Origin of the sequence: Mangrovimonas xylaniphaga (genome assembly GCF_001280435.1) — a bacterium.
Classification (GTDB): Bacteria; Bacteroidota; Bacteroidia; order Flavobacteriales; family Flavobacteriaceae; genus Mangrovimonas_A; species Mangrovimonas_A xylaniphaga.
On the sequence record NZ_LBIP01000013.1, the window covers coordinates 1,926,978 to 1,950,536 of the forward strand.

24 protein-coding genes are annotated in these 23,559 nt (G+C 39.3%); 17 read left to right on the forward strand and 7 right to left on the reverse strand.

Going from position 1 to position 23,559, the window contains the following annotated elements:
* Positions 1-16 precede the first annotated feature (16 nt).
* Positions 17-664: a DUF4271 domain-containing protein gene (locus ZA06_RS08495; protein WP_053976936.1), complete on the reverse strand. Its 648-nt coding sequence runs from the start codon at positions 662-664 to the stop codon at positions 17-19.
* A gap of 103 nt (positions 665-767) precedes the next feature.
* Here ZA06_RS08495 and ZA06_RS08500 point away from each other — a divergent pair, with 103 nt between their 5' ends.
* From ZA06_RS08500 to ZA06_RS08510, 3 genes are read left to right on the forward strand one after another with little or no spacing between them, the layout of a single operon-like run.
* Positions 768-1,490: a polyprenol monophosphomannose synthase gene (locus ZA06_RS08500; RefSeq protein ID WP_053976937.1), complete on the forward strand. Its 723-nt coding sequence runs from the start codon at positions 768-770 to the stop codon at positions 1,488-1,490.
* 1 nt (position 1,491) lies between these two features.
* Complete coding sequence (locus ZA06_RS08505; protein ID WP_053976938.1) at positions 1,492-2,838, forward strand: dihydroorotase; 1,347 nt, start codon at positions 1,492-1,494, stop codon at positions 2,836-2,838.
* On the forward strand, positions 2,835-3,326 hold the full coding sequence (locus tag ZA06_RS08510) for a DUF4296 domain-containing protein (RefSeq protein ID WP_053976939.1): 492 nt from the start codon (positions 2,835-2,837) through the stop codon (positions 3,324-3,326). The genes ZA06_RS08505 and ZA06_RS08510 overlap by 4 nt, the downstream gene beginning before the upstream one ends.
* Positions 3,327-3,335: 9 nt before the next feature.
* On the opposite strand, the gene ZA06_RS08515 is transcribed toward ZA06_RS08510, so the two are convergent.
* Positions 3,336-4,349, reverse strand: coding sequence for an NAD-dependent epimerase/dehydratase family protein (locus tag ZA06_RS08515; protein ID WP_053976940.1), 1,014 nt, complete (start codon positions 4,347-4,349; stop codon positions 3,336-3,338).
* A 90-nt stretch (positions 4,350-4,439) separates the two neighbouring features.
* Between ZA06_RS08515 and tyrS the strand changes: the two genes are divergently transcribed.
* Positions 4,440-5,753, forward strand: a complete 1,314-nt coding sequence (gene tyrS, locus ZA06_RS08520) for a tyrosine--tRNA ligase (protein ID WP_053976941.1) — start codon at positions 4,440-4,442, stop codon at positions 5,751-5,753.
* Positions 5,754-5,857: 104 nt separating this feature from the next.
* Here the strand turns inward: tyrS and ZA06_RS08525 are convergent, their stop codons facing one another.
* Complete coding sequence (locus ZA06_RS08525) at positions 5,858-6,838, reverse strand: LuxE/PaaK family acyltransferase (protein WP_053976942.1); 981 nt, start codon at positions 6,836-6,838, stop codon at positions 5,858-5,860.
* Positions 6,839-6,909: 71 nt separating this feature from the next.
* The gene (locus ZA06_RS08530) at positions 6,910-8,637 is read right to left on the reverse strand and encodes a T9SS type A sorting domain-containing protein (RefSeq protein WP_053976943.1); all 1,728 of its coding nucleotides are present in this window, start codon (positions 8,635-8,637) and stop codon (positions 6,910-6,912) included.
* Positions 8,638-8,923: 286 nt separating this feature from the next.
* Here ZA06_RS08530 and ZA06_RS08535 point away from each other — a divergent pair, with 286 nt between their 5' ends.
* On the forward strand, positions 8,924-9,607 hold the full coding sequence (locus tag ZA06_RS08535; RefSeq protein WP_053976944.1) for a response regulator transcription factor: 684 nt from the start codon (positions 8,924-8,926) through the stop codon (positions 9,605-9,607).
* Positions 9,607-10,656 (forward strand): sensor histidine kinase, encoded by a 1,050-nt coding sequence (locus tag ZA06_RS08540; protein WP_053976945.1) that lies wholly within the window; start codon positions 9,607-9,609, stop codon positions 10,654-10,656. The genes ZA06_RS08535 and ZA06_RS08540 overlap by 1 nt, the downstream gene beginning before the upstream one ends.
* On the opposite strand, the gene ZA06_RS08545 is transcribed toward ZA06_RS08540, so the two are convergent.
* The gene (locus ZA06_RS08545) at positions 10,630-11,685 is read right to left on the reverse strand and encodes a glycosyltransferase (RefSeq protein ID WP_053976946.1); all 1,056 of its coding nucleotides are present in this window, start codon (positions 11,683-11,685) and stop codon (positions 10,630-10,632) included. The two genes, ZA06_RS08540 and ZA06_RS08545, sit on opposite strands and share 27 nt — an antisense overlap.
* 159 nt (positions 11,686-11,844) lie before the next feature.
* On the opposite strand from ZA06_RS08545, the gene trmB reads away from it, so the two are divergent.
* The 10 genes from trmB to ZA06_RS08595 all read left to right on the forward strand — a co-directional run bounded on the left by trmB (position 11,845) and on the right by ZA06_RS08595 (position 20,518).
* Positions 11,845-12,525, forward strand: a complete 681-nt coding sequence (gene trmB, locus ZA06_RS08550) for a tRNA (guanosine(46)-N7)-methyltransferase TrmB (RefSeq protein ID WP_053976947.1) — start codon at positions 11,845-11,847, stop codon at positions 12,523-12,525.
* Positions 12,522-13,154: a LysE family translocator gene (locus tag ZA06_RS08555; RefSeq protein ID WP_053976948.1), complete on the forward strand. Its 633-nt coding sequence runs from the start codon at positions 12,522-12,524 to the stop codon at positions 13,152-13,154. Before trmB ends, ZA06_RS08555 begins: the two co-directional genes overlap by 4 nt.
* Entirely contained in the window at positions 13,151-13,480 is a 330-nt protein-coding gene (locus ZA06_RS08560; RefSeq protein WP_053976949.1) for an MGMT family protein, read from the forward strand. The genes ZA06_RS08555 and ZA06_RS08560 overlap by 4 nt, the downstream gene beginning before the upstream one ends.
* 214 nt (positions 13,481-13,694) lie before the next feature.
* Positions 13,695-14,828 (forward strand): Mrp/NBP35 family ATP-binding protein, encoded by a 1,134-nt coding sequence (locus tag ZA06_RS08565; RefSeq protein WP_053976950.1) that lies wholly within the window; start codon positions 13,695-13,697, stop codon positions 14,826-14,828.
* 23 nt (positions 14,829-14,851) lie between these two features.
* Positions 14,852-15,094, forward strand: coding sequence for a NifU family protein (locus tag ZA06_RS08570; protein WP_053976951.1), 243 nt, complete (start codon positions 14,852-14,854; stop codon positions 15,092-15,094).
* Positions 15,095-15,194: 100 nt separating this feature from the next.
* On the forward strand, positions 15,195-16,256 hold the full coding sequence (locus tag ZA06_RS08575) for an NAD(P)/FAD-dependent oxidoreductase (RefSeq protein WP_053976952.1): 1,062 nt from the start codon (positions 15,195-15,197) through the stop codon (positions 16,254-16,256).
* 5 nt (positions 16,257-16,261) lie between these two features.
* On the forward strand, positions 16,262-16,594 hold the full coding sequence (locus ZA06_RS08580; protein WP_053976953.1) for a 2Fe-2S iron-sulfur cluster-binding family protein: 333 nt from the start codon (positions 16,262-16,264) through the stop codon (positions 16,592-16,594).
* A gap of 60 nt (positions 16,595-16,654) precedes the next feature.
* Positions 16,655-17,998 carry a porin family protein gene (locus ZA06_RS08585; protein ID WP_053976954.1) on the forward strand — a complete coding sequence of 448 codons (1,344 nt, stop codon included), beginning with the start codon at positions 16,655-16,657 and terminating at the stop codon, positions 17,996-17,998.
* Positions 17,999-18,053: 55 nt separating this feature from the next.
* Positions 18,054-19,109 (forward strand): imelysin family protein, encoded by a 1,056-nt coding sequence (locus tag ZA06_RS08590; protein WP_240472226.1) that lies wholly within the window; start codon positions 18,054-18,056, stop codon positions 19,107-19,109.
* A 20-nt stretch (positions 19,110-19,129) separates the two neighbouring features.
* The gene (locus ZA06_RS08595) at positions 19,130-20,518 is read left to right on the forward strand and encodes a di-heme oxidoreductase family protein (RefSeq protein WP_053976955.1); all 1,389 of its coding nucleotides are present in this window, start codon (positions 19,130-19,132) and stop codon (positions 20,516-20,518) included.
* Here the strand turns inward: ZA06_RS08595 and ZA06_RS08600 are convergent.
* Both ZA06_RS08600 and ZA06_RS08605 read right to left on the reverse strand, forming a co-directional pair.
* Positions 20,505-21,410, reverse strand: a complete 906-nt coding sequence (locus ZA06_RS08600; RefSeq protein ID WP_053976956.1) for a metallophosphoesterase — start codon at positions 21,408-21,410, stop codon at positions 20,505-20,507. The two genes, ZA06_RS08595 and ZA06_RS08600, sit on opposite strands and share 14 nt — an antisense overlap.
* Before the next feature lie 60 nt (positions 21,411-21,470).
* On the reverse strand, positions 21,471-22,649 hold the full coding sequence (locus tag ZA06_RS08605; RefSeq protein WP_053976957.1) for an acyl-CoA dehydrogenase family protein: 1,179 nt from the start codon (positions 22,647-22,649) through the stop codon (positions 21,471-21,473).
* Between the two features lie 283 nt (positions 22,650-22,932).
* On the opposite strand from ZA06_RS08605, the gene ZA06_RS08610 reads away from it, so the two are divergent.
* On the forward strand, positions 22,933-23,547 hold the full coding sequence (locus ZA06_RS08610; RefSeq protein ID WP_053976958.1) for a YceI family protein: 615 nt from the start codon (positions 22,933-22,935) through the stop codon (positions 23,545-23,547).
* Positions 23,548-23,559 lie beyond the last annotated feature (12 nt).

The following is a 23,559-nucleotide window of genomic DNA, read 5'->3' on the forward strand; positions in this document are numbered from 1 at the left end:
TGGTATAGGTTTAAGCTTAGTAATTGATTAATATGTGATATAAAATTAGATAAGGACCAATTTCAAGTGCGCAAAGATACAAAATAAAATAGAATAAGTTATTCATTATCATATTTTGGTGGCTCTTGAAAGTGGTTGCAAATCCAATGATATTGATAAGTACCATCAGCCCTAAGGTGCCAAAAATAACGGCTTTTGATGGGGCAATGGTGTATATTAGTAAGATGTTGATTGGCAATAGAAACAGACCGCTCAAGTTTTTGAAACTGGTCTTTTGGAACAGGTATTGGTCCATGGCGTCATCAATTTCAAAAAGGCTGCCCAAAAGACGTTCCAACAGAATTTTTATAAGCAGCAATGCTCCAATTCCGATAAGTAATTTTGAAAAGCCTATCAAGTTGAAATTGGCAGGGTCTATGAGTGTAGAGTAGGTTATGTAGGTGAAAATGGACACCGAAATAATCAAGTTCAAAAAAAGGAGGGTGTCAAAGCCATCCACAAATTTTTGGTCTCTTCCGTAGATTTTTAAATATTTGGAATTCCCAATAAGGACTAGAAAGTCGTAAAAACGGTGCTCGAACATAAATTTGGCCATTGCTATAAAGCTTAAACTCATAACAATTAAAATAGTAAACCATTCGTTGGAAACAACCTCTCTTAACATAGCGCTAAATTACTAAGAATTTTTTAGCTGTTTAACTTTTAATTAAGGACTTTTCAATAAAAATAATACTTTAAAAAACTTACTTTTGCTAAAATTTGATTGCATGAGGGATGCCATTGTCATCATACCAACCTATAACGAAATTGAAAATATTGAGGCCATAATCAGGGCCGTATTTACTCAGGACAAGGCCTTCGATATTTTGGTGGTTGATGATAACTCCCCAGATTTAACAGGACTTAAGGTAGTGGAACTTCAAAAGGAGTTTCCAGATTCCTTATTTTTGTTAAAGCGTGAGAGCAAAACAGGGTTGGGAAGGGCCTATATAGATGGTTTCAAATGGTGTTTGGAAAAGAAGTACGAGTATATTTTTGAAATGGATGCCGACTTCTCGCACGACCCCAAGGATTTGGTAAGGCTTTACAATGCCTGTGCCATTGAAGGTGCCGATGTGTCCATTGGTTCACGCTACATTAAAGGTGTGAATGTGGTTAATTGGCCTATGAGCAGGGTGTTGATGTCCTATTTTGCATCGAAATATGTAAGGCTGATCACCCGGATGAAACTGCAGGATACCACAGCAGGTTTTGTATGCTACAAGCGGCAAGTCCTGGAAGCTATCAATCTGGATGGCATCAAATTTGTGGGCTACGCTTTTCAAATTGAAATGAAATTTAAAGCGTATCTTAAAAAATTTAAAATAATAGAAGTGCCCGTGATCTTCACGGACCGCTCCAAAGGAAAATCGAAAATGAGCAGTGGCATCATTTCCGAAGCCATTTTTGGGGTGTTGAATATGAAATTAAAAAGCTTAGTTGGGAAATAGTATGAAAGCAAGTACGGTACTTATTAAAAATGCCAAGATTGTTAATGAGGGCAAAATTTTTGAAGGAGACATATTAATTGAAGGAGAGTATATCAAGGAGATTGCAGATTCCATTAGTGCAAAATCATCTACGGTAAAGGTGATTGATGCCGAAGGGAATTATGTCTTCCCTGGCGCTATCGATGATCAAGTGCATTTTAGGGAGCCAGGATTGACCCATAAAGCAGATATTGAGTCGGAATCCAAAGCGGCTATTGCAGGAGGGATTACTTCTTTTATTGAAATGCCCAACACGGTTCCGCAAACTACTACCATTGAAAAATTGGAGGAGAAATTTGCCATTGCGGCCGAAAAATCTCATGCTAATTATTCCTTTATGTTTGGTGGTACCAATGACAACTTGGAGGAGATTTTAAAAGTTGATGAAAAGAATGTTGCTGCTTTGAAATTGTTTTTGGGTTCTTCTACAGGAAATATGTTGGTGGACGATCCAAAAACCTTGGAAAAAATCTTCAGCAGTACCAATTTATTGATTGCCGTACACTGCGAGGACGAAGAAACCATCAAGGCAAATATGGCCAAGTATACGGAAAAGTATGGAGATGATATTCCAATCAAGTTCCACCCAGCAATTAGAAGTGAGGAGGCTTGTTATTTGTCCTCTTCAAAAGCTATTGAATTGGCAAAGAAAACAGGGGCAAGATTGCATATTTTCCATTTGTCCACAGCAAAAGAAACAGAACTGTTCACCAATAAAATCCCACTTAAGGAGAAGAAAATTACCGCTGAAGTTTGTGTGCACCACTTATGGTTTAGTGATGAAGATTACGATACGAAAGGAACGTTTATTAAATGGAATCCAGCCGTAAAATCGGCCAAGGATCGGGACGGACTTTGGAAAGCCTTATTGGATGGCCGTATTGATGTGATTGCTACAGACCACGCGCCTCATACTTTGGAAGAAAAGAAAAATGTGTATACCAAAGCCCCTTCGGGAGGGCCTTTGGTACAACATGCTTTGGTTGCCATGATTGAGGCTTATCACAGAGAAAAAATATCATTGGAGAAAATTGCAGAAAAGATGTGCCATAATCCGGCCATTTTGTTCCAAATTGAAAAACGAGGATATATCCGTGAAGGCTATTTTGCCGATTTGGTTATCGTAGATATCAACAGCCCATGGTCTGTAAAAAAAGAGAATATTCTTTATAAATGTGGTTGGTCGCCGTTTGAGGGAACTACGTTTAAATCCCGCATAACCCACACCTTTGTAAACGGTAGTTTGGTATATAATAACTTTAAGTTTACCAACGGGAAAGCTGCCAAGCGATTAACTTTTGATAGATGAAGCAACTACTGATTTTTTCTCTGTTACTTGCTTGCTGTTGGGGCTGTAAGGATGAGCAAAGGCCTAAAAAGCCAGACAACCTGATTGCTAAAGAAAAGATGTCGGATATTTTATATGACGTTTTTTTGATGAATGCAGCCAAGTCCATGAAAAAACAAACTTTAGAGGATAAAGGAATCCATCCAGAGGATTATGTATTCAAAAAGCATGGTATTGATAGTTTGCAGTTTGCCCAAAGTAACGACTATTATGCGTATGATACCGAAACCTATGATGCCATTATTAAAAGAGTTGAGGAACGCATCGATGTTCAAAAGAACCATTTTGATTCTATAAGGGAAGTAGAGGAAAGCGAGAAAACACGTCAACAAGATTCGGTTAAAAAGGCAAGGGATTCTGTAAGGGCAACCAAAACCGATAAAAAGATTGATGTAGATTCAATAAAAAAGGCCACTTTAAGAAAGCCTGGATTACCACAAATAGATTGACGTCTCTTATTAAAGGTCTTTTAAAAAATATTGACAAACACCCTCTATACTTGTATCAATATCCTTGAAGGTGTAGTTTAAGGTGTTTTTTACTTTTGAGCTATCGTAAAAAGAAGTGTTTCTAACGGTTTTGGCCATTTGCTTTGAAAGTTGCCTGTTGGCACCAGTGAGTTTATGTCTAAGCCAGTCCAATCGCCAACCCATTTCCAAAAACAATTGTGGAAGTTCCTTTTTTGCAGGGCTTACATCTAAGGCCGTTGCTATTTTATACTGAAAATCCTTAAAAGGAAGATTGGTCGAAACCAAAATGAAATTTTCGTTGGTAATTTCACTGTGCATCAATTGGAGCATAATGTTTACAACATCCTCCACATCTACATAGCCACCTGTACCGGTAGTATAGTAAGGGATGCCTTTATGGATCCTTCTAATAAGACCACTGCTACCATTTCCATTCCAAAAGCCAGGACCTATAATTACCCCTGGATTTACCATAACCACATCCAAACCTTCTTGAGAGCCCCGCCAAACTTCCATTTCGGCGCCGTATTTGGTAATACTATACACACTGTTATCATCTTCTGGGTTCCAAGGCGTAGTTTCGTCTATAAGCATCTCTGGTTTTGGAGGTTTGCCAACCGTGGCAATAGAACTGACATAGCATAGTTTTGAAACGCGGTTGATCAAACATAAATTGACCACATTGGCAGTGCCTTCAATATTTATTTTTCGAAGTTTGTAATAGTCGTTGGGAGCAAAGGACACTAAGGCTGCACAATGATAGACCTGTGTGATTCCTTGAAAAACGATTTCTAAGGATGGAATGTCAGTAATGTCGGCTTTAATCCATTCAATGGCATCAAACAGTTTTTCGGAATCCTGCGAGTAATATGAAAAAACCTTTTTAACGGAAGAAAGACTTTCGGGATTCCTGTAAATAGCCCTAACTTTTTCATTGTTACTGATGAGTTTGTAGAGCAAATGCGACCCTACCAAACCTGTGCCTCCTGTGACTAAAACCATGGAACTAAAGTAAAGAATTATTCATAAAGCATGAGGATTTCTACATTGATTTTTATCTTTGCGAAAAATAAGTGATCAATAGAAAATATTATGGCAAATAAGCTTGTTGAAGAATTGAGATGGAGAGGAATGGTGCATGATATGATGCCCGGGACCGAAGAACAGTTGAATAAGGAAATGACTACTGCATATATTGGGTTTGATCCCACATCAGATTCTTTGCATATAGGAAGTTTGGTGCCGATTATTTTATTGGTGCATTTGGAAAAAGCTGGCCACAAACCAATTGCGTTGGTAGGTGGAGCTACAGGAATGATTGGAGATCCTTCAGGGAAAAGCGATGAGAGAAACCTTTTGGATGAAGCAACCTTGAACCACAACGTGGAAGGTATAAAAGGTGTGCTGTCTAGATTTTTGGACTTCAATTCTACAGAAGCCAATGCGCCTGTATTGGTTAACAACTACGATTGGATGAAGACCTTTTCGTTCATCGACTTTGCTCGTGAGGTAGGAAAGCGTATTACGGTTAACTATATGATGGCCAAAGATTCTGTTAAAAAACGTTTGTCCGGTGATGAGGGAAGTGTTGGGATGTCTTTTACTGAGTTTACTTACCAATTGATTCAAGGATACGATTTTTACCATTTGTATAAAAACTACAATTGTTTGTTGCAGATGGGAGGAAGTGACCAATGGGGAAATATTACTACAGGAACGGAGTTGGTGCGTCGTATGAATGTTGGGGAAGAGGCCAAGGCCTACGCTATGACCTGTCCATTGATTACAAAGGCAGACGGTTCTAAATTCGGGAAGTCTGAAGGCGGAAATGTATGGTTGGATGCCGATAAAACTTCGGTGTATAAATTCTACCAATTCTGGTTAAACACCACCGATGAGGATGCTGAAAAGTATATTAAAATTTTTACCTTTTTAGATAAGGAAACTATTGAAGCCCTAATTGCAGAACACAAGGAAATACCACATGCAAGAATCCTTCAAAAACGATTGGCAGAAGAAGTGACCACATTTGTACACTCGAAAGAAGAATTGGAAAATGCCATAAAAGCTTCCAATATCTTGTTCAGCAAAACCTTTAAGGCAGACATTCAAACTTTAAATGAAAGTACCTTTTTGGATGTGTTTGAAGGCGTGCCGCAAGCGGAGATTTCTAAAGCAGAATTTGCGGAAGGAGGCCTGGATATGATTGCGGCGCTTTCAGCCAAAACAGGATTCTTAGGGTCTAACAGTGAAGCTAGAAGAGCACTTAAGGAAAATGCGGTGGCGGTGAACAAAGAAAAAGTGAAGGAAGATTACATCTTGAGTGAAGAAGATTTGATCCACGGACAGTATATCATCATCAACAAAGGGAAGAAAAACACTTACATCATTAAGTTAGTAGCATAAAAAAACGCCCGGAAGCAAAACCGGGCGTTCAATTAACCAACCAACTAAAAAAATAAATTTGCTTTTTTCTTAGCAAACCCTTGGTCGGTAAAAATTTATGAACCTTACAGCGCCATTAAATTACAGCCTCTAATATCTGAATGATCGAAACGACCAATAACTTCAAAAGTGTTGTTTGGATAGGCTCGGCCAAGATCTTGAGTGGCAATAAAAGCGCAAGAATTTAGGTTGGCAAGGTCAATCACGTTGATACCTCCGGTTTTATGATTGTCTACTAAAGTAAGCGCATCTTCAGGATCGCGAGTAAGGATTTGCATCCAAGGAGGGCATTCAAAAATACCTTGCCCTTTGGAATAACCTTGACTTAATAATTCCGTCATACCATATTCACTGTGGATGTATTCAACCCCAAACCCTTTTTTCAAAATTTGATGGAGTTCTTCTCTAATCAATTCCTTTCTGCGGCCTTTCATTCCGCCAGTTTCCATAACAATAGTGTGTTTTAAATCGAATTGAAAGGATTCCACCAAATCCAAAAGTGCAAAGGAAACCCCTATGAGTAAAGTCTTTTTTTGTTGAGCTTCCAACTCCAAAAGTTTCTCTTTTAAATCGCTCAGGTTATGAAGGTAAAAGCCGCTTTCAGGGTGTTTGGATTGATTAATCATATCGTTCACCATATAGATGAGCGATGAACCGTCGCGTTCCAAATAGGAAGGTAACAAGGCCAAAACCACATAGTCCTCAACAGGGCCGTAAAAATGTTCAAACCCCTTTCTAAAACTTTGTTCATAAATAGAAAGGTCGGTAACATAATGTTTGCTGGTGATTGATCCGGTGGTGCCCGAACTGCTAAATGTTTTTTGAATGGTTTCTTTACTGCTCAATACTTCATGCGACTTGAAAAACTGGATAGGCAGAAAAGGAATGTTCCGATAGTTTGAAATATCGCTTGGGTGGATGTACAGCAAATCGCAGAAGGATCGGTATACTGTATTGTGTTTGAATTGAAACTTAAAAACGTCCAGGGCTACTTTTTGAAACTCTTCCTGAGTTTGTATCCCGAAAATGTCTTGGGCTGATATCATGGTAACAAAAGTAGGTAAAAATAAAAAGCGCTGCCATGGCAACGCTTTTTAAAGATTCGGATGAAGTTTCCTTATTTGATGATCAGTTTTTTGGTAACTGAAGCATTGTTTTGTTCCAATTTCAAAAGGTACAATCCAGGGGCTAGAGTGCTCACATTTAGTTGTCCATTTAAAACTTCGGAGTTAAATACATTTTTACCCAACATATCAAGAACTGTTACTGAAATATCACCTTGGTAAGCGGTGGAAATAGTCACAAAACCAGAGTTTGTAGGATTAGGGTAAAGGGAAAACTCAAGATTTTCAAATTGATTTACTGAAAGTGTCATGTCCATCAAGCTTCTAGAAGTGATTTGTGGTGTGCCGTTAAATTCATTTACCAACGCGACAACAGGAACTGCTCCAGAAGGAATGGTAGTACCAATATAATCGGCTTCACTAAAATTAGTTCTGAAATTGATAGTAGAGCCATCACTTAAGTCGTAGTTGCTGGCAGAAGCAAATGTTGCTCCGGCATCTGTAAATGTGGCATCAACAATCTCCACTAACTCCGATTCGTAATCTTCCCAATTTGTTAAAAGGGTGGCGATGGTTACAATTTCTGGAGTCACGGCACTTCCTGTTGCTACAGAAGCGTCTTGCATTGGCACAAGTTCCAATACACCGTTATATTCAATCGCTTGGCCAACAAGTCCGCTAATGCCATTTCCTTCTGTAAAACTTGTAGTTATGATACCTGCATTATCGTCAATTAAAATACCGGCGCTGGCATCTTGAATGTATTTTTGATTTCTGAATGTTCTGGTGTAAGTAATGGTGGGAGTACTCAATAATTCGTAATAATGCTCATCTCCATTAGCTAGTACATCATCTCTCAAAGCGGCTAGATTTTCTACTTGCATTATTTCTTCAACATCAAATTCAACCGTGGCACTTACCACAGGGCTAATGGGAGCGTGGTTGTTGTCAACCAAAATCATTTCAACAACATATTCGCCTCCGTTGGTTACAGTAATGCTAACATCGTCTGTATCGTATTTCATAGGTTGGGAAACAGCGCCTTCACCATTATCTATAGTCCAGTGAATATGACCATCGATGCCTTCTCCGGGATTGCCAACCACAAAGTTTTGGACACTTATGGAAAGGGTTACGGAGGTCGTTCCTGGGATAAATTCTTCTCCATTGCTAGGAGATAGAATGGTTAAACTTGGAGCAGTGGAACCTTCGGTGCTATAAGTGCCAATTGGGAACACAGAAGCGCAGGTGCCATTGCTGGTACAGCCATCTGTGATATCGGGACCGCTATAGGTCCAATTGCCCAACACAAAAATGCTACCGTCAGGTCCAGTTCCGTCAACACGGTAAGCCCATCCGTCTAAATATTCCCAAGCCTCTCCAGTTCCATCTGTATTGATGTCTCCAAAAGTGTCAATAACAGAGCTGTTGAAGAATAATTCCAAAGCATCGTCGCCATTTACATTGGCAGCATCTGAAATGAAATCTGGGGTAATTCCAAAGTATTCTACAACAGAAGTTTCATCTGAAGCAATATAAAGATATTCTCCAGCTGAGGCAGATCCAGAAAAAGTGACTTCTTCGTCATCGGTACCTCCTCCATTGTTGGCAGAACCAAAACCGTAAAGGGATAAATCGGCAATATCATTGATAACATAAAGCTCGACAACCTTAGGTAGACCACCCGATAATGGACCATCAAAAACGCCGGATATTACCATATCCTGGCCAAAAGATAACATTGTAGTAAGCGTAAATACTAAAAAGTAAATTTTTTTCATAAATTTCAGTGTTTAAATTAGTAATGCTGTTCCTACAAATATAAACAGAAAACAGAACGATTTTGATGAAATGAAAATATAAATGCTTATTTTACAATAAATTAACGTTGATTTTAAATTGAGGGTTAAAAATTGTAGTTTGAAATTATTCGAAAAAAAATGGGAACTTTGTAGGAGATTATTTAAGGGTAAGTGAAAAGTTATCTTAATGTTATCATTGTGTAACGAAGTATAAATTTTTGTTATTAGTTTTATCTTTGACGCTGAAAAGATTACAACAAAACCGATGAAAAAAAAGGACATAAAAATTCTTCTGGTTGACGATGAACCGGACATTTTGGAAATTGTAGGATACAACCTTAGTTCTGAAGGCTATCAGGTGATTACGGCAGAAAACGGTCTTGAGGCTGTTAAAAAGGCCAAGGCTGAAAAGCCTCAGTTGATCATTTTGGATGTAATGATGCCTGAAATGGACGGAATTGAGGCTTGTGAACAAATCAGAAAGGTTCCAGAATTAAGCGAAACCATCATTACGTTTTTTACGGCTAGAGGAGAAGATTATTCCCAAGTGGCAGGCTTTGAAGCTGGAGCCGATGATTATATCACCAAGCCTATCAAGCCAAAAGTATTGATTAGTAAAGTAAAGGCTTTATTGAGACGTTTGAAGGAGGAGGATTCCGCTGAAAACGTGATGAAAGTTGGTAACTTGACCATCAATAGAGAAGAGTACAAGATTTCGGTTAAGGGAGAAGAAATCGTTTTGCCTAGAAAAGAGTTTGAACTATTATCTTTGTTGGCAACTAAACCTGGGAAAGTATTTAAAAGAGAGGAAATACTGGATAAGGTTTGGGGGAACGAAGTTGTTGTTGGAGGGCGTACGATCGATGTCCATATTAGAAAGCTGAGAGAAAAAATAGGAGATGATAGCTTTAAAACCGTTAAAGGAGTAGGCTATAAGTTTGTAGATTAATGCAGAAGAAAAAAATAAAGAAATCGTATAAGTTCGCTATTAGAACTTCTACATACATTACACTTTTTTTAACGCTCTTTATGAGTGTTTTTTTATATACCTCAAATCTAGAATATTGGTGGGTGTTAATTTTGGGGTTTGCAGTGGTTTCCTATCTGTTTTCCTTTGCTGTGATCCAATACCGTGTGGAGCGGTTTATATACCGTAGGGTTAAAAAGATTTATGATGATTTAACTTTATTGGAATCTGCCTCTTTAAGAAAACAGCCCATTACTACCGATATGGCTACGCTTACCCATGAAATAGACAAGTATGCCAAGGATAAGAAGCTGGAGATTGAAACCTTGAAGGTGCGAGAAGAATACCGAAAGGAGTTTTTGGGAAATGTTGCCCATGAGCTTAAAACCCCTTTGTTTACGGTGCAAGGGTATTTGGAAACCTTGATTGATGGTGCTCAAAACGATAAGAAAATTCGTGAAAAGTACTTGGAAAGAGCAAATAAAGGTGTGGAGCGCCTCATCTATATTGTGAGCGATTTGGATATGATTACCAAATTGGAAGCTGGTGATCTAAGTTTGAACGTTGAGGTTTTTGATATTGTGGAGTTGGTGGAGAACGTTTTCGACATGTTGGAAATGAAGGCGGCCAAAAAGAAAATATCTTTGGTTTTTGATATGGATTATACGTCTCCAGTGATGGTAAGGGCCGATAAGGAACGTATTCAACAAGTACTTACAAACCTTATTGTAAACTCTATAAAATATGGACGCGATAAAGGAACTACGGAAGTGAGTATCGAAAACCTAATCAAGAATAAAGTAATTGTTAGGGTAACCGATAACGGAGAAGGTATTGGAAAGGAAAATATCCCGAGATTGTTTGAACGCTTTTTCCGTGTAGACAAGAGTGGCTCTCGTAAAGAAGGAGGTTCTGGGTTGGGTCTTGCCATCGTAAAGCATATCATAGAGGCTCATGACGAAAAGATTTATGTAGAGAGTGAAATTGGTGTTGGAAGTGAATTTTCATTCACCCTTGAAAAGGCTGAATAGCTTTTTGTAATTCACATCGTATTCCAATTCAGAAAGTCCTTGGTAGGCATTCACCCGCTGCAACTGCTCTAGGTTAAAATCATCTTGTTTGCAATACGGTACCAATTTTTGGCTGTCCAATCTTTTGGCAAGGTATTCCTGTTCAAATTGACCAGGAGTTGGAATAAAAAAGGCTTTTTTGCCCAGTTTGGCCAAATCCATAACTGTAGTGTATCCAGATCTGGATACAATAAGCGAACTTTGGTGGATGGTGGCTTCCAATTGGTCACTGCTCATATAATTGTAAATGGTCATATTGCCCTTTTGTTCACAGGTTTGCTGCTCATCCATCACCCCTTTTATAAAAACAGTTTTGATAGACTGGTCTTTAAAAAGCTCCAAAACTTTTTCTTCCAAAAGGGTACGTTGCGGTTCTGGTCCCGACAATAATACCATGATGTCATAGACATCTTTGGAGTCCTGTTTTTCAAAACGGCTAATAGGCCCCAGATATCTTAAGGGGATTTCAAAATTATCAACATGGCCTAATTGCCCGCTTAAATTTGGTGATTTTAAACTGTCCGGAACCCAACATTCGTTATACTTCTTAATGTAGGATTGATGCATGCGCGTACTGAACCAGGTGGTATTGCCACTTAATACTCGTAATTGGTGGGAAATAATTACCGAAGGAACTTTCTTGGAGTAGGCCCCAAGTCTGTTGTCTGAAATGATACCGTCAATATTGTGGGTTGCAATGATCTGGTCGACCATCTTGTTTTCGTTTTGTATGGCCTTTAAAATGTTTGGGGCATTGGCAATCAATTTCAGTTTGAACCACTGTCCCTTTTTTGCGTAATGAATTTTATAAGAAGGCAGTTCCAAGGATTCCAAATTGGGGAATTCTTTTCTTAAAAGAGCCAGAGCATCACCATCGGAAGCAATGATAGGTTCAAAATTATGGGCTAATAAAGCACGGATAATTGGAATGCAGCGGGTGGCGTGACCCAATCCCCAGTTAAGGGGCATGACTAAAATGCGTTTTTTCATAGTGACGCTAAAGGGCTTTCTGTTGCTTATAGTTTTCAATGGGAAACTTGCGCAAGCCAAACCTCCCAAGATGCACTAATAATCAAAGATAAGTATAATACTGCTTCCATATATTTCCTTAATTTTACCGAATCTTATTATAAACATTAAATTGAAGTAGTGGGAAGTAAAAATAAGCTCAAGCGTTTTAAGGAAAATGAGACGTTTTCAAATGTATTTCAGCCTACAAGGGATGAATTGGTGAATGCGGAATTTGCGTTGAAGGGGAACTGGAATGACACAGTTTTTAAAAACGATCATCCGTTGGTGTTGGAATTGGGATGTGGAAAAGGAGAGTATTCCGTGGCCTTGGCGCAAAAATATCCAGAGAAGAATTTTATAGGAATTGACATTAAGGGAGCCCGTTTTTGGAGAGGGGCCAAAACAGCAGTGGAAGATGGGATTGATAATGTTGCCTTTTTGAGAACGCAGATTGAATTGATCGAGTATGCCTTTGCTGAAAATGAAGTGGACGAAATTTGGATTACGTTTCCAGATCCGCAGATTAAGTACAAACGTACCAAGCACCGTTTGACCAATTCGGAATTTTTAAAACGCTACAAGCACATTCTTAAGCCAGATGGTATTGTTAACCTAAAAACCGATAGCGAATTTATGCATGGTTACACCCTAGGTTTGTTACATGGTGAAGGACATGAAGTGTTGTATTCCAACCATGATGTGTACAGACAGGAAGGTAGCCCAGAAGAAGTAACGAGCATACAAACGTTTTATGAGAGTCAATATTTAGAACAAAACAAACCAATTACGTATATTAGGTTTAAAATCAAAGATTCTTGAATATTACCATAACCTTTGTTTTAGGGTTCTTGGCTGCTTTTTTAGCAGTCATGCCTCCTGGCTTGTTGAATATGACTGCTGCCAAAATCAGCTTAAGGGAAGGTCATACAAGAGGTATCGTATTTTCTATAGGCGCTTGTATTATTGTATTTATCCAAACCCTTATCGCAACCGTTTTTGCCAGATATTTAAACAAACACCCTGATGTTGTAGAAATTTTACAGCGCGTAGCTTTTGTGATTTTTGTGTTGGTGACCGTGTATTTTCTTTTGGTTGCCAAGGGAAGGGAAAAAGTGGAGGAAGAGCTGGAGCCTAAAAGCAAGCGTAGCCGATTTTTTCAAGGCGTTTTTATGTCCAGTATCAATGTGTTTCCTATTCCGTTTCAGGCGTATATGGCCATTACTTTGGCTTCTTTAGGTTGGCTGCAATTTGACACCACGAGTATTGCGGCCTATGTTGCTGGAGCTGCCATGGGCTCTTTTGCAATGTTGTACATTTACATGTTCTTCTTTGAAAAAATCAAGCATTTGAAATTTACCTCCCAAAAGAACATGAACTATATTATTGGGGGGATTACGGGAATCATTTCTTTGATCACTTTGGTCAATATCATTAAGGACTTGAAATGAAACCCGAGACCTTAAGTTTTTTTGAAAAAGTATACGAGGTGGCCAAACAGATTCCAAGTGGGCGCGTAACCAGTTATGGCGCTATTGCCAAATACCTTGGTGCTGCCAGAAGTGCCCGAATGGTGGGCTATGCCATGAATGGTTCAACGGGGAAGGATGTGCCTGCCCATCGTGTGGTAAACCGTTTTGGGTTGCTAACCGGTAAGTTTCATTTTGAAGGTTCCAGCCATATGCAACAGCTTTTGGAAAGCGAAGGAATAAGGGTAAGGGATAACCAAGTGCAAGACTTTGAAAAGGTATTTTGGGATCCGTCAAAAGAATTATAATCAAACAAAATTTGGGCATAAATCATTTCAATTAAACTGTTTCTCATTCTAAACATTTCACAGTATATTTGCATCTTAGAATAAGTCTAAATTAGTGAGATTTAGCTTTTTGTGATTTATAGAAAATAAGGAGGAGACCATCCTTTATAAATCGAAAACGAAGGGCTAAAAACAAGATTCAAAACAGTAGGAAATTCTGCGTAGAGAGTATATTATGAAGTTAAAAAAACAAGACATATCAAAGGCACTTGAAAGTATTTCAGCTCCTGGAGAAGGACAAAATATGATTGAGAGTGGTGCCGTAACCAATATAGTGACTTTTGGAGATGAGGTGGTAGTAGATATTACTATTTCAAACCCAAGTTTACAGGCCAAAAAGAAAACGGAAGTGGAGATCATGAAAGTCATCCACGACAAGGTGTATGAAAAGGCCAAAATCAAAGTAAACGTGAAGGTAAATGCTCCAGATAACCCAAAGAATGAAATTAAAGGGAAGAAAATTCCTGGAATCCAAAATATAGTAGCGGTTGCTTCTGGTAAAGGAGGGGTTGGAAAATCTACGGTGACTTCCAATTTAGCCGTGTCTTTGGCCAAAATGGGATTCAATGTAGGAATCTTGGATGCTGATATTTATGGGCCTTCGGTACCAATCATGTTCGATGTTGAAAATGAAAAGCCCGTGGCTGTTAATGTGGATGGAAAGTCGAAAATGAAGCCCATCGAAAGCTATGGCGTGAAGGTATTGTCTATTGGATTTTTCACCAGACCAGATCAAGCCGTTGTTTGGCGTGGTCCTATGGCCGCAAAAGCCTTAAATCAAATGATTTTTGATGCGGCTTGGGGAGACTTAGATTTCTTGTTAATCGATTTGCCTCCAGGAACCGGTGATATTCATTTAAGTATTATGCAATCCTTGCCTATTACTGGGGCGGTTGTAGTAAGTACGCCACAAAACGTTGCTTTGGCCGATGCTAAAAAGGGAGTGGCTATGTTCCAACAGGACAGTATTAACGTGCCGGTTTTAGGTATTATAGAAAATATGGCCTATTTTACACCAGCAGAATTGCCAGATAATAAATACTATATCTTCGGAAAAGAAGGAGCCAAGAATTTAGCTGAAGATTTGGATGTGCCATTTTTGGGTGAAATTCCATTGGTGCAAAGCATTCGCGAAGCGGGTGACGTAGGACGTCCAGCAGCACTGCAAACGGCAACTCCTTTAGAGCAATCTTTTGAAGCCCTTACTAGAAATGTGGTAGAGCAAGTAGTAAGAAGAAATGAAGATTTACCGCCAACCGAAGCAATTAAAATTACTACAATGGCAGGATGTTCTGCTGTTAAAAAATAAAAGTTACACTTTTCACTTATATAATGACAACAGAAGAATTAAAAATAAATGTAGAGAAAGCGCTAGCTGAAATCCGTCCCTTTTTAGAAAGTGATGGAGGTAACATTTCCCTAGTTTCTATCGAGGACGATAAATTGGTAAAAGTGCAGTTGGAAGGTGCTTGTGTAGGATGTAGCGTGAACCAGATGACTTTGAAGTCTGGGGTTGAGATGACCATTAAAAAGTATGCGCCTCAAATTGAGCAAGTCATCAATGTTGAGGGGTAAATAGGGAGTCTCTTGGGAAATCAATTTATTCCCAAAAATGATAAATATCATATAGAGCAATATTTCATGTGCATATGTTTGTTGCAGAAAGAACTAATTCATGATTAAAACAGATATTCTTATTATTGGTGCTGGACCAACAGGACTTTTTACGGTATTTGAAGCAGGTTTACTAAAATTAAAATGCCACCTTATAGATGCATTGCCGCAAGCTGGAGGACAGTGTTCCGAAATATATCCTAAAAAACCTATTTATGATATTCCTGCTTATCCGGAAATTCTCGCGGGGGATCTAACCGAAAAGCTTTTAGAGCAGGGGAAACAGTTTGAACCTGGTTTTACCTTGGGTGAGCGCGCCGAAACCATTAAGAAATTGGAAGACGGTAGCTTTATCGTTACTACCAATAAAGGAACAAAACACCATGCACCGGTGGTTGCTATTGCTGGTGGTTTGGGGAGTTTTGAACCTAGAAAGCCTTTAATCCATAACATTGCCAACTTTGAGGACAAAGGTGTAGAATATATGATTAAAGATCCTGAAGTGTACCGCAACAAGAGAGTGGTTATTGCAGGTGGGGGTGATTCTGCATTGGATTGGAGTATCTTTTTAAGCAATGTAGCTTCAGAAGTGACTTTGATTCACAGGAGAAATGAATTTAGGGGAGCCTTGGATTCTGTTGAAAAGGTACAGGAGTTAAAGAATAAAGGGAAGATCAATCTTATTACACCAGCAGAGGTTGTTGGGATTTTGGGGGATGATCACCTAACCGGTGTGGTCGTTACAAAAGCAGATCATATTCCAACGGAATTAGAGATAGAATGCGATCATTTTATTCCTCTTTTTGGTTTGTCACCTAAGTTGGGACCTATTGCAAACTGGGGCTTGGAAATCGAAAAGAATGCCATAAAAGTGAACAACGCTTTAGATTACCAAACAAACATTCCTGGTATTTTTGCCATAGGAGACGTGAACACTTATCCTGGGAAATTAAAGTTGATTCTTTGTGGATTCCATGAAGCAACTTTAATGTGTCAGGCAGCCTATCAAATTATCAATCCAGGGAAACGCTATGTGTTAAAATATACCACGGTAAGCGGTATTGATGGTTTTGATGGAACCAGAAAGGAAGCGCCTAAGGCAGTTGTAAAATCAATCGACTAAAAAGAATGAGTCAAGACATAAACATTACAATTATAGATAGAGAAGGGGTGTCTCATGAAATTGAGGCACCTACTGATATGGCCATGAACCTAATGGAAGTGGTGAGAAGTTATGAATTGGCTCCAGAGGGCACTATTGGTGTGTGTGGAGGTATGGCTATGTGCGCTTCTTGCCAATGCTATGTGTTATCCGATAATGAACTGCCTGAAATGCAGGACGAAGAAGAGGCCATGTTGGCCGAAGCTTTCTACGTAAAAGACAATAGCCGTCTAGGTTGTCAGATTCAGATGACGCCAGAAATGGAAGGTCTAAAAGTGGAGTTGGCCCCTGAGTCTTAATTTTTTAGATTTTATTTGGATTAAATCCAAATAACGTTAATTTTGTGCCAAATTTTTCAAATGAATCGGCACATTACATTCTTAATGGTATTCTTTGGCTGGGCAGTTTCCGCCCAGCAAACCATAGATCAAGCTACTTACGATCAGCTTAAGTCTGAAATCAAACAGGAACTTTTACAAGAAGTAAAAGATTCCATGACCGACAAAAAACAAAACTGGTTTTCCCTTAGCCGGTTTTCATTGAATGGTTATGGCGTAGTCAACTACTACAACTATGATTACGATACAGACCCTAACCTTAAAAATCAGTTCGATCCAGAACGTCTTAACTTATACTTAAAATACCAATTCAACGATTGGATCAATTTCAAATCCGAGATTGAATTTGAACATGGGGGTACAGCAACCACATTGGAGTTGGATACCCAAGAAGAGTTTGGTGAATTTGAGCAAGAAATTGAAAAAGGTGGTGGTGTTAAATTGGAGCAGGCACATATCAATTTTAAAATTCTTCCTTATTTCAATGCACGTGTAGGACGCATGAAAATGTACTTTGGGTTGCATCAAACTTTGGATACGCCAACTCGCTATTTTACCACGCACCGTCAAGAAATGGAAAACGAAATCCTGCCTTTGGGATGGTATGAAAACGGGATTGAATTATACGGAACCTTCGCAAAAAGATTCACTTATAAGTTTTATATGGTAAGCGGTTTGGATGCCAGTGGATTTTCCTCAAGAGGATGGATCAAGAATGGATACCAATCTAGATTTGAGACGGCCAATGCAGAAAGTGTGGCTTTGGCATTGCGTTTAGATTATAAGTTTGGAACGCATAAAGATACGTTTATTGGTTTTGCAGCCTATATGAACGATGCTGCTGCCAACAGACCTAAAAATGATATGGACGATACGGCCTATGTTACCATGGTGGAAGGGCACGTTAGCTATAACGAAGGAAACCTTCGCTTTAATGCCATTGGTCTTTACGGGAACATTCAAAACTCTGATATCGTTTCAAAGAAAAACGCTAATCTTTCCAATAATTTAGGCGTTAAAAGAACTCCAGTAGGAAAAACAGCCTTGGGAGTTTCTGCTGAGGTAGGTTATAATGTTTTACCTCATTTAAAGGCTTCCACAAAACAAATGTTGTACCCATTTGTAAGATACGATTACTACGATACTATGCATTCTGTAGCGGGTGAAATTATTGACAACCCAAGATGGGAACGCAGCAGTATTACTGGAGGGTTGAACTGGTTTGTACATCCTCAAATTGTGTTCAAGGCACATTATTCCGATAGAAAGTTAGGCTCTGAAAATTATGACCTGGCCACTTTGGAATATAGCGGTGAGAAGCAACATGAAAAAACATTCAGTACAGGAATAGGATTCTTTTTCTAATATATAAACAAGTTAAAATCAAATGAAAATGAGCAACTCAATCAAATCAATCTTAATGCTGGCATTTATTTCCACGGTGTTTGTGTCTTGTAGCGATAGCAACGAAGATTCTAACAACGATGATGCTATAAATGAAGCACTATACCAAGAGGTATTGACCAACTTGTCTGTGTCTGTAATTACAGAAACTTACAATTCAATGAACAACAATGCAATCGCATTGAAAGAGGCTGTAGCCAACTTAACTATTGGAGACGAAACAGCATTGCAAACAGTTAAAGAGGCGTGGCAAGCTACACGTAAGCCTTGGGAAAACTCTGAAGGATTTTTATACGGACCGGTAGATACTGAAGGTATCGATCCAGCCATCGATTCTTGGCCAGTAGACGTAAATGCTATCAACGGTATTTTGAATAGTGGAGACCCTATTACTGAAAGTTTGTTGGAGAGCAACAATGAAGCTCGTGGATTCCATACCATCGAGTACTTTGTATGGGGAATCGAGGGAGATAAAGCGGCTTCTGAACTTACAGAACGTGAGTTGGAATATTTGGTAGCTGCTACTGAAAACTTACAATCTAAAACAGCTCAATTGTACAACGGATGGATTGCTACAGGTGGAAATTTCGCCAACAATTTCGTTAACGCTGGTGAGTCTGGATCTATCTACACCTCACAAAAAGGTGCGCTTCAAGAAATCGTAGAAGGACTTTCTATCATTGCTGATGAGGTTGGAAATGGTAAAATTGAAGAGCCTTTGAACGGAAACAATGGTGGTGCAAAACCAGAAGCTGAAGAATCTCGTTTCAGCAACAATTCTAAATTGGATTTCTCTAACAACATGAGAAGTATCCTTAATGTATACGTAGGAGATTATAACGGAATTAATGGGAAAGGAATTTCTGAAATTGTAGCGACTGTAGACAGTAGCTTGGATCAAGAAATTCAGGGAGCTATCACCACTGCTATCTATGCTATTGATGCGATACCTGGCACTTTCACAGAAGCAATTTACGACAATCGTGATGCTGTTGGATTAGCACAGGAAAAAGTATTGGAACTTCAAAGTTTATTGGATAGTCAATTATTGCCTTTAATAGGTAATCTTTAATCAAGATATTTTTTAATAAAATGAGAAAGGCAAACAGGTTATTGGTAGGAACCCTTTTAATGGGAATGGTAGTGTCGTGTCAAAAAGATGACCAAGAAGGCTATGAGTCGGTGAATCCGTTAACCGAAAGAACTACGGCGGGTGGAGAGACTACGGTGTATCTTACCTCAAGTAATTCGTTCAGTACTCCTGCTGCTAACCTGTCTGCTTCTCAAATAGCCGATCATTTTGATGCCGATTTGGAATTCGGAGCGGTATTTGTATCGGCCCCTGCAGAGGTTAACGGTGGTGTTGGTCCTGTATTCAATAATACCTCTTGTATTTCTTGCCATCCAAAAGATGGAAGAAGTGCATTTCCATCAAATATTAATAGTTTAAGTGGGTTTTTCTTAAGGGCCAGTCTTCCTGGAACAGATGCTTTGGGCGGACCTGTAGCGGTGCCTGGATTTGGTAAACAATTGCAGAATCAAGCCATTTACGGCTATGAACCGGAAGTGCAGTTTTCGGTGGAGTTTACAAATCAAGTAGAGACTTTAGCAGATGGTACCGAAGTTATCTTAAAGAAGCCTAGCTATAATGTTGTGGATACCTATATTCCGTTTCCTTCGGAAGCAAATCTGTCCCCAAGATTGGCGCCGCCAGTATTTGGATTGGGCTTATTAGAGGTAATTCCGGAATACTACATTTTGCAATATGAAGATGTCAATGACGCCGATGGTGATGGCATTTCAGGAAAGGCGAACTACGTTTACAATCACGTCACAGAATCGATGACATTGGGCCGTTTTGGATGGAAAGCCAACACAGCTTCCATCATCGAGCAATGTGCCGGAGCTTATTTGGAGGATATGGGAATCACGACTCCTTTATTTCCTCAGGAAACTGGGCATGACCAATCCAACGGAAATGATGGTTTTGGAGATGATCCTGAAGTGTCCTATGACGTTTTGGAACAGGTGGCATTTTATTGTAAAACTTTGGGGGTTCCTGCTGCTAGAAATTTAGATCAGGAACACATTCAAAATGGTGCCAGAATTTTTGAAGAGTTGCAATGTGCTAGTTGTCATGTTCCCAAAATGATTTCTGAAGAAGCTGATATCAATGTTTTGGCCAATCAAGAGTTTTATCCTTACACGGATATGCTGTTACACGATATGGGGCCTGGTTTAGCAGACAATCGTTCAGACTTTTTAGCCGATGGACAAGAGTGGAAAACACGTCCGTTATGGGGAATTGGTTTGACACAGGTTGTAAATGGCCATACGCACTTTTTACATGACGGTAGAGCCAAGAATGTAACAGAAGCTATTTTGTGGCATGGAGGTGAAGCGGAAGCAGCCAAAAATGGTTTTAAAAACCTTTCTGCTAGTGAAAGACAAGACCTTTTGGACTTCGTCAATTCGCTTTAAACATATGGTATTCGGATAGCTTTCTAGGGCCTTCTAACATTTCACGGACAATTTTCAGGGTGCCGTCATTTGTGGTAGAGGTTTCCCATTTCACTAAAGAAATTTGTCCATTTTCAATTTCTATTCCCGTAATGCATCTCGGATGCACGCAGCTTCCATCATTAAAAAACGCAATCTCATTTGGAGAGGGGAATCTTGGGCGATGGGTATGCCCAACAATAGTAATTAAATTGTTGTTCGCTTGAATCCAATCCTTGATGCGGCGTTCTACCTTTATGAGTTCCTTGTAATTTATGGCAGGACTCGTTGGGTCTGCAATGCCCATAACGTTTAGGGGCTTCCAAAGAATTCTTACCAAAAACTGACTCCATTTCCAACAGACATAATTCCACCAATCTGCTTGATGACCGTGGGTTAAAAACAGTTCCTGCCCCGTTTGAGAGTGTTTTAGAATTATGGCTTCATGAACTTCAATTCCTGGGAATAATGGTTTATGGGTTCCACTTCGTTTATCAAAATAACTGTAGAGTTGTTTTTTGACATATTCAGGGTTTTTGTAGACCATATCGTGGTTGCCCCATAACATGGTAAACCTATTTTGATTGAAGTAAAGCTGAATTTGCCTATACACATCTTTGTGGGCTTGAAGAACGTGGCTATAGAACAGGTTTTCCCATAAATCGTCACCATCTCCCAATTCGCAATAATAAAAGCCTTTTGCAAAATATTGTTTTAGCGCATGAAGGTAGATATTGCGATTATTGGCAAAATCATCGGCAAAACTGTTGTCACCTCTGTGGCAGTCGCTAAAAAGTATGAATTTACTACTGTCATCAAAGGGGATGACCTTTGCATTTTTATACGCCCTATCTAATCTGGATTTTGAAGACATAGTATAAAGATGCAAAAAAAGCGAGTAAAAACTCGCTTTTAGTAACATATTTTAAATCAATTATTTAAAGGCGTTGAGGCCAGTAACGTCAAAACCAGTAATCAACAAGTGGATGTCGTGGGTACCTTCGTAAGTAATCACACTCTCCAAATTCATGGAATGGCGCATAATGCTGTATTCTCCAGTAATTCCCATACCTCCCAAAATCTGGCGAGCCTCACGAGCGATGTTGATGGCCATATCCACATTGTTGCGTTTCGCCATAGAGATTTGTGCGGAAGTCGCTTTGCCTTCATTTCTCAATACCCCCAGACGCCAAGTTAATAATTGGGCTTTGGTGATTTCGGTAATCATCTCAGCCAATTTCTTTTGTTGTAATTGGAACTGACCAATAGGTTTTCCAAATTGCGTGCGTTCCTTGCTATATCTCAAAGCTGTATCGTAACAGTCCATAGCGGCTCCAATGGCTCCCCAAGCAATGCCATATCTGGCGGAATCCAAACAACCAAGTGGCGCTCCCAAACCAGATTTTCCCGGTAACAAGTTTTCCTTTGGAACTTTTACATTGTCAAATATAAGCTCTCCAGTAGCCGAGGCTCTTAAAGACCATTTGTTGTGGGTTTCCGGAGTTGAGAATCCTTCCATGCCACGTTCTACAATCAACCCATGGATACGGCCTTCTTCATTCTTGGCCCATACAACGGCAACTTGAGCAAAAGGTGCGTTGGAAATCCACATTTTGGCACCATTTAAAAGATAGTGGTCTCCCATATCCTTAAAATTGGTAACCATGCCTCCTGGGTTACTACCGTGGTCTGGTTCAGTCAAGCCGAAGCAGCCCATCCATTCACCACTCGCTAATTTTGGCAAGTATTTTTGGCGTTGCTCTTCGTTTCCGTATTTCCAAATAGGATACATTACCAAGGATGATTGTACAGAAGCGGTACTGCGTACTCCGGAATCTCCTCTTTCAATTTCTTGCATGATCAAACCGTACGAAATTTGATCCAATCCAGCCCCGCCATATTCTTCAGGAATATAAGGTCCAAAGGCGCCTATTTCAGCCAATCCGTTGATGATTTGTGTTGGGAATTCTGCACGTTGGGCATAGTCCTCAATAATTGGAGATACATCGCGCTTCACCCATTCACGGGCAGCATCGCGAACCAATTTGTGTTCTTCGGTTAGCAATTCGTCAAGTTGGTAATAGTCTGGTGCTTCAAATAAATCTGGTTTCATGCTATATTTTTAAAAGTGATGGCGGTACTATTCGCCTGCCATGTCAATTATTTTTATGTTATGCCGCACTTTTTATTCCGTTATTTTTAACGGCCTTTTTTGAGCGGTTCACAAAAGTAGCGAAATCGTTTTCAAGATGCTAATTTTTAATTGGTGAAGCAGTTTGGGTATTCTACGTATAATTGAAAAATGAAAAAGCGAGGCTCTTTCAAGGTGAAGGAAAAGATATGGGCTATATTTGTTTATACAAATCATTTAACCAGTTACTGAATTTTAAAACAATATGAAGAAAGTAATTTATAGTGTGGCCTTGATCGGGCTGTTGGTGTCTTGTAAAAGCGAAACCAAAAAGGTAACGGAACCCATCGTTGAAGAAACCGCTCAAGAAATAGTGGAGGTTGAAAAGGAGCCAAGTATTAAAGATGTTGATTTTACATGGACAGCCTTTAAAACACCTGCTAAAGCAGGGGTGAATGGTACCTTTTCTGAAATAGCTTATGGAGAATTGACAGAAGCCGATGTTCTTGAGGACAAGTTTAAAGGGCTTACCTTTAACATGGATAAAACAACCGTGAGTACGGGAGACGCAGCTAGGGATACCACTTTAAAGAATGAATTTTTTGCCCAACTTGTGGGAGATATTTCAGGGCGAATCCTAGAGGTAAAAGATGGTAAGGCGAAGTTGGAAATTAAACTGAATGACAAAACCATTAACAAGGAATTTTCGTTTGTGCCAGCGGCAGATGGTCAATCAGTTACCTTTGAAGGAAGTGTTGATCTTTTGGAGGACTTTGGAGCAAACACTGCTTTTGATGCTTTGCACGCTGCTTGTAATGCTTTGCACGAGGGAAAGACTTGGACGGATGTAAATCTTAAAGCTGTAGTAAGTTTGCAGTAATTTATTGCAGTA

What these genes read in the sequence shown, in the direction of transcription:
- ZA06_RS08570 (WP_053976951.1), top strand. Translation starts at nt 14,852, where the DNA reads ATGACAACAGAAGAATTAAAAATAAATGTAGAGAAAGCGCTAGCTGAA.
- ZA06_RS08595 (WP_053976955.1), top strand. Translation starts at nt 19,130, where the DNA reads ATGAGAAAGGCAAACAGGTTATTGGTAGGAACCCTTTTAATGGGAATG.
- ZA06_RS08590 (WP_240472226.1), top strand. Translation starts at nt 18,054, where the DNA reads ATGCTGGCATTTATTTCCACGGTGTTTGTGTCTTGTAGCGATAGCAAC.
- ZA06_RS08610 (WP_053976958.1), top strand. Translation starts at nt 22,933, where the DNA reads ATGAAGAAAGTAATTTATAGTGTGGCCTTGATCGGGCTGTTGGTGTCT.
- ZA06_RS08530 (WP_053976943.1), bottom strand. Translation starts at nt 8,637, where the DNA reads ATGAAAAAAATTTACTTTTTAGTATTTACGCTTACTACAATGTTATCT.
- ZA06_RS08495 (WP_053976936.1), bottom strand. Translation starts at nt 664, where the DNA reads ATGTTAAGAGAGGTTGTTTCCAACGAATGGTTTACTATTTTAATTGTT.
- ZA06_RS08560 (WP_053976949.1), top strand. Translation starts at nt 13,151, where the DNA reads ATGAAACCCGAGACCTTAAGTTTTTTTGAAAAAGTATACGAGGTGGCC.
- ZA06_RS08515 (WP_053976940.1), bottom strand. Translation starts at nt 4,349, where the DNA reads ATGGTTTTAGTCACAGGAGGCACAGGTTTGGTAGGGTCGCATTTGCTC.
- ZA06_RS08565 (WP_053976950.1), top strand. Translation starts at nt 13,695, where the DNA reads ATGAAGTTAAAAAAACAAGACATATCAAAGGCACTTGAAAGTATTTCA.
- tyrS (WP_053976941.1), top strand. Translation starts at nt 4,440, where the DNA reads ATGGCAAATAAGCTTGTTGAAGAATTGAGATGGAGAGGAATGGTGCAT.
- ZA06_RS08500 (WP_053976937.1), top strand. Translation starts at nt 768, where the DNA reads ATGAGGGATGCCATTGTCATCATACCAACCTATAACGAAATTGAAAAT.
- ZA06_RS08505 (WP_053976938.1), top strand. Translation starts at nt 1,492, where the DNA reads ATGAAAGCAAGTACGGTACTTATTAAAAATGCCAAGATTGTTAATGAG.
- ZA06_RS08600 (WP_053976956.1), bottom strand. Translation starts at nt 21,410, where the DNA reads ATGTCTTCAAAATCCAGATTAGATAGGGCGTATAAAAATGCAAAGGTC.
- ZA06_RS08535 (WP_053976944.1), top strand. Translation starts at nt 8,924, where the DNA reads ATGAAAAAAAAGGACATAAAAATTCTTCTGGTTGACGATGAACCGGAC.
- ZA06_RS08585 (WP_053976954.1), top strand. Translation starts at nt 16,655, where the DNA reads ATGAATCGGCACATTACATTCTTAATGGTATTCTTTGGCTGGGCAGTT.
- ZA06_RS08605 (WP_053976957.1), bottom strand. Translation starts at nt 22,649, where the DNA reads ATGAAACCAGATTTATTTGAAGCACCAGACTATTACCAACTTGACGAA.
- ZA06_RS08580 (WP_053976953.1), top strand. Translation starts at nt 16,262, where the DNA reads ATGAGTCAAGACATAAACATTACAATTATAGATAGAGAAGGGGTGTCT.
- ZA06_RS08575 (WP_053976952.1), top strand. Translation starts at nt 15,195, where the DNA reads ATGATTAAAACAGATATTCTTATTATTGGTGCTGGACCAACAGGACTT.
- ZA06_RS08525 (WP_053976942.1), bottom strand. Translation starts at nt 6,838, where the DNA reads ATGATATCAGCCCAAGACATTTTCGGGATACAAACTCAGGAAGAGTTT.
- ZA06_RS08540 (WP_053976945.1), top strand. Translation starts at nt 9,607, where the DNA reads ATGCAGAAGAAAAAAATAAAGAAATCGTATAAGTTCGCTATTAGAACT.
- ZA06_RS08510 (WP_053976939.1), top strand. Translation starts at nt 2,835, where the DNA reads ATGAAGCAACTACTGATTTTTTCTCTGTTACTTGCTTGCTGTTGGGGC.
- ZA06_RS08545 (WP_053976946.1), bottom strand. Translation starts at nt 11,685, where the DNA reads ATGAAAAAACGCATTTTAGTCATGCCCCTTAACTGGGGATTGGGTCAC.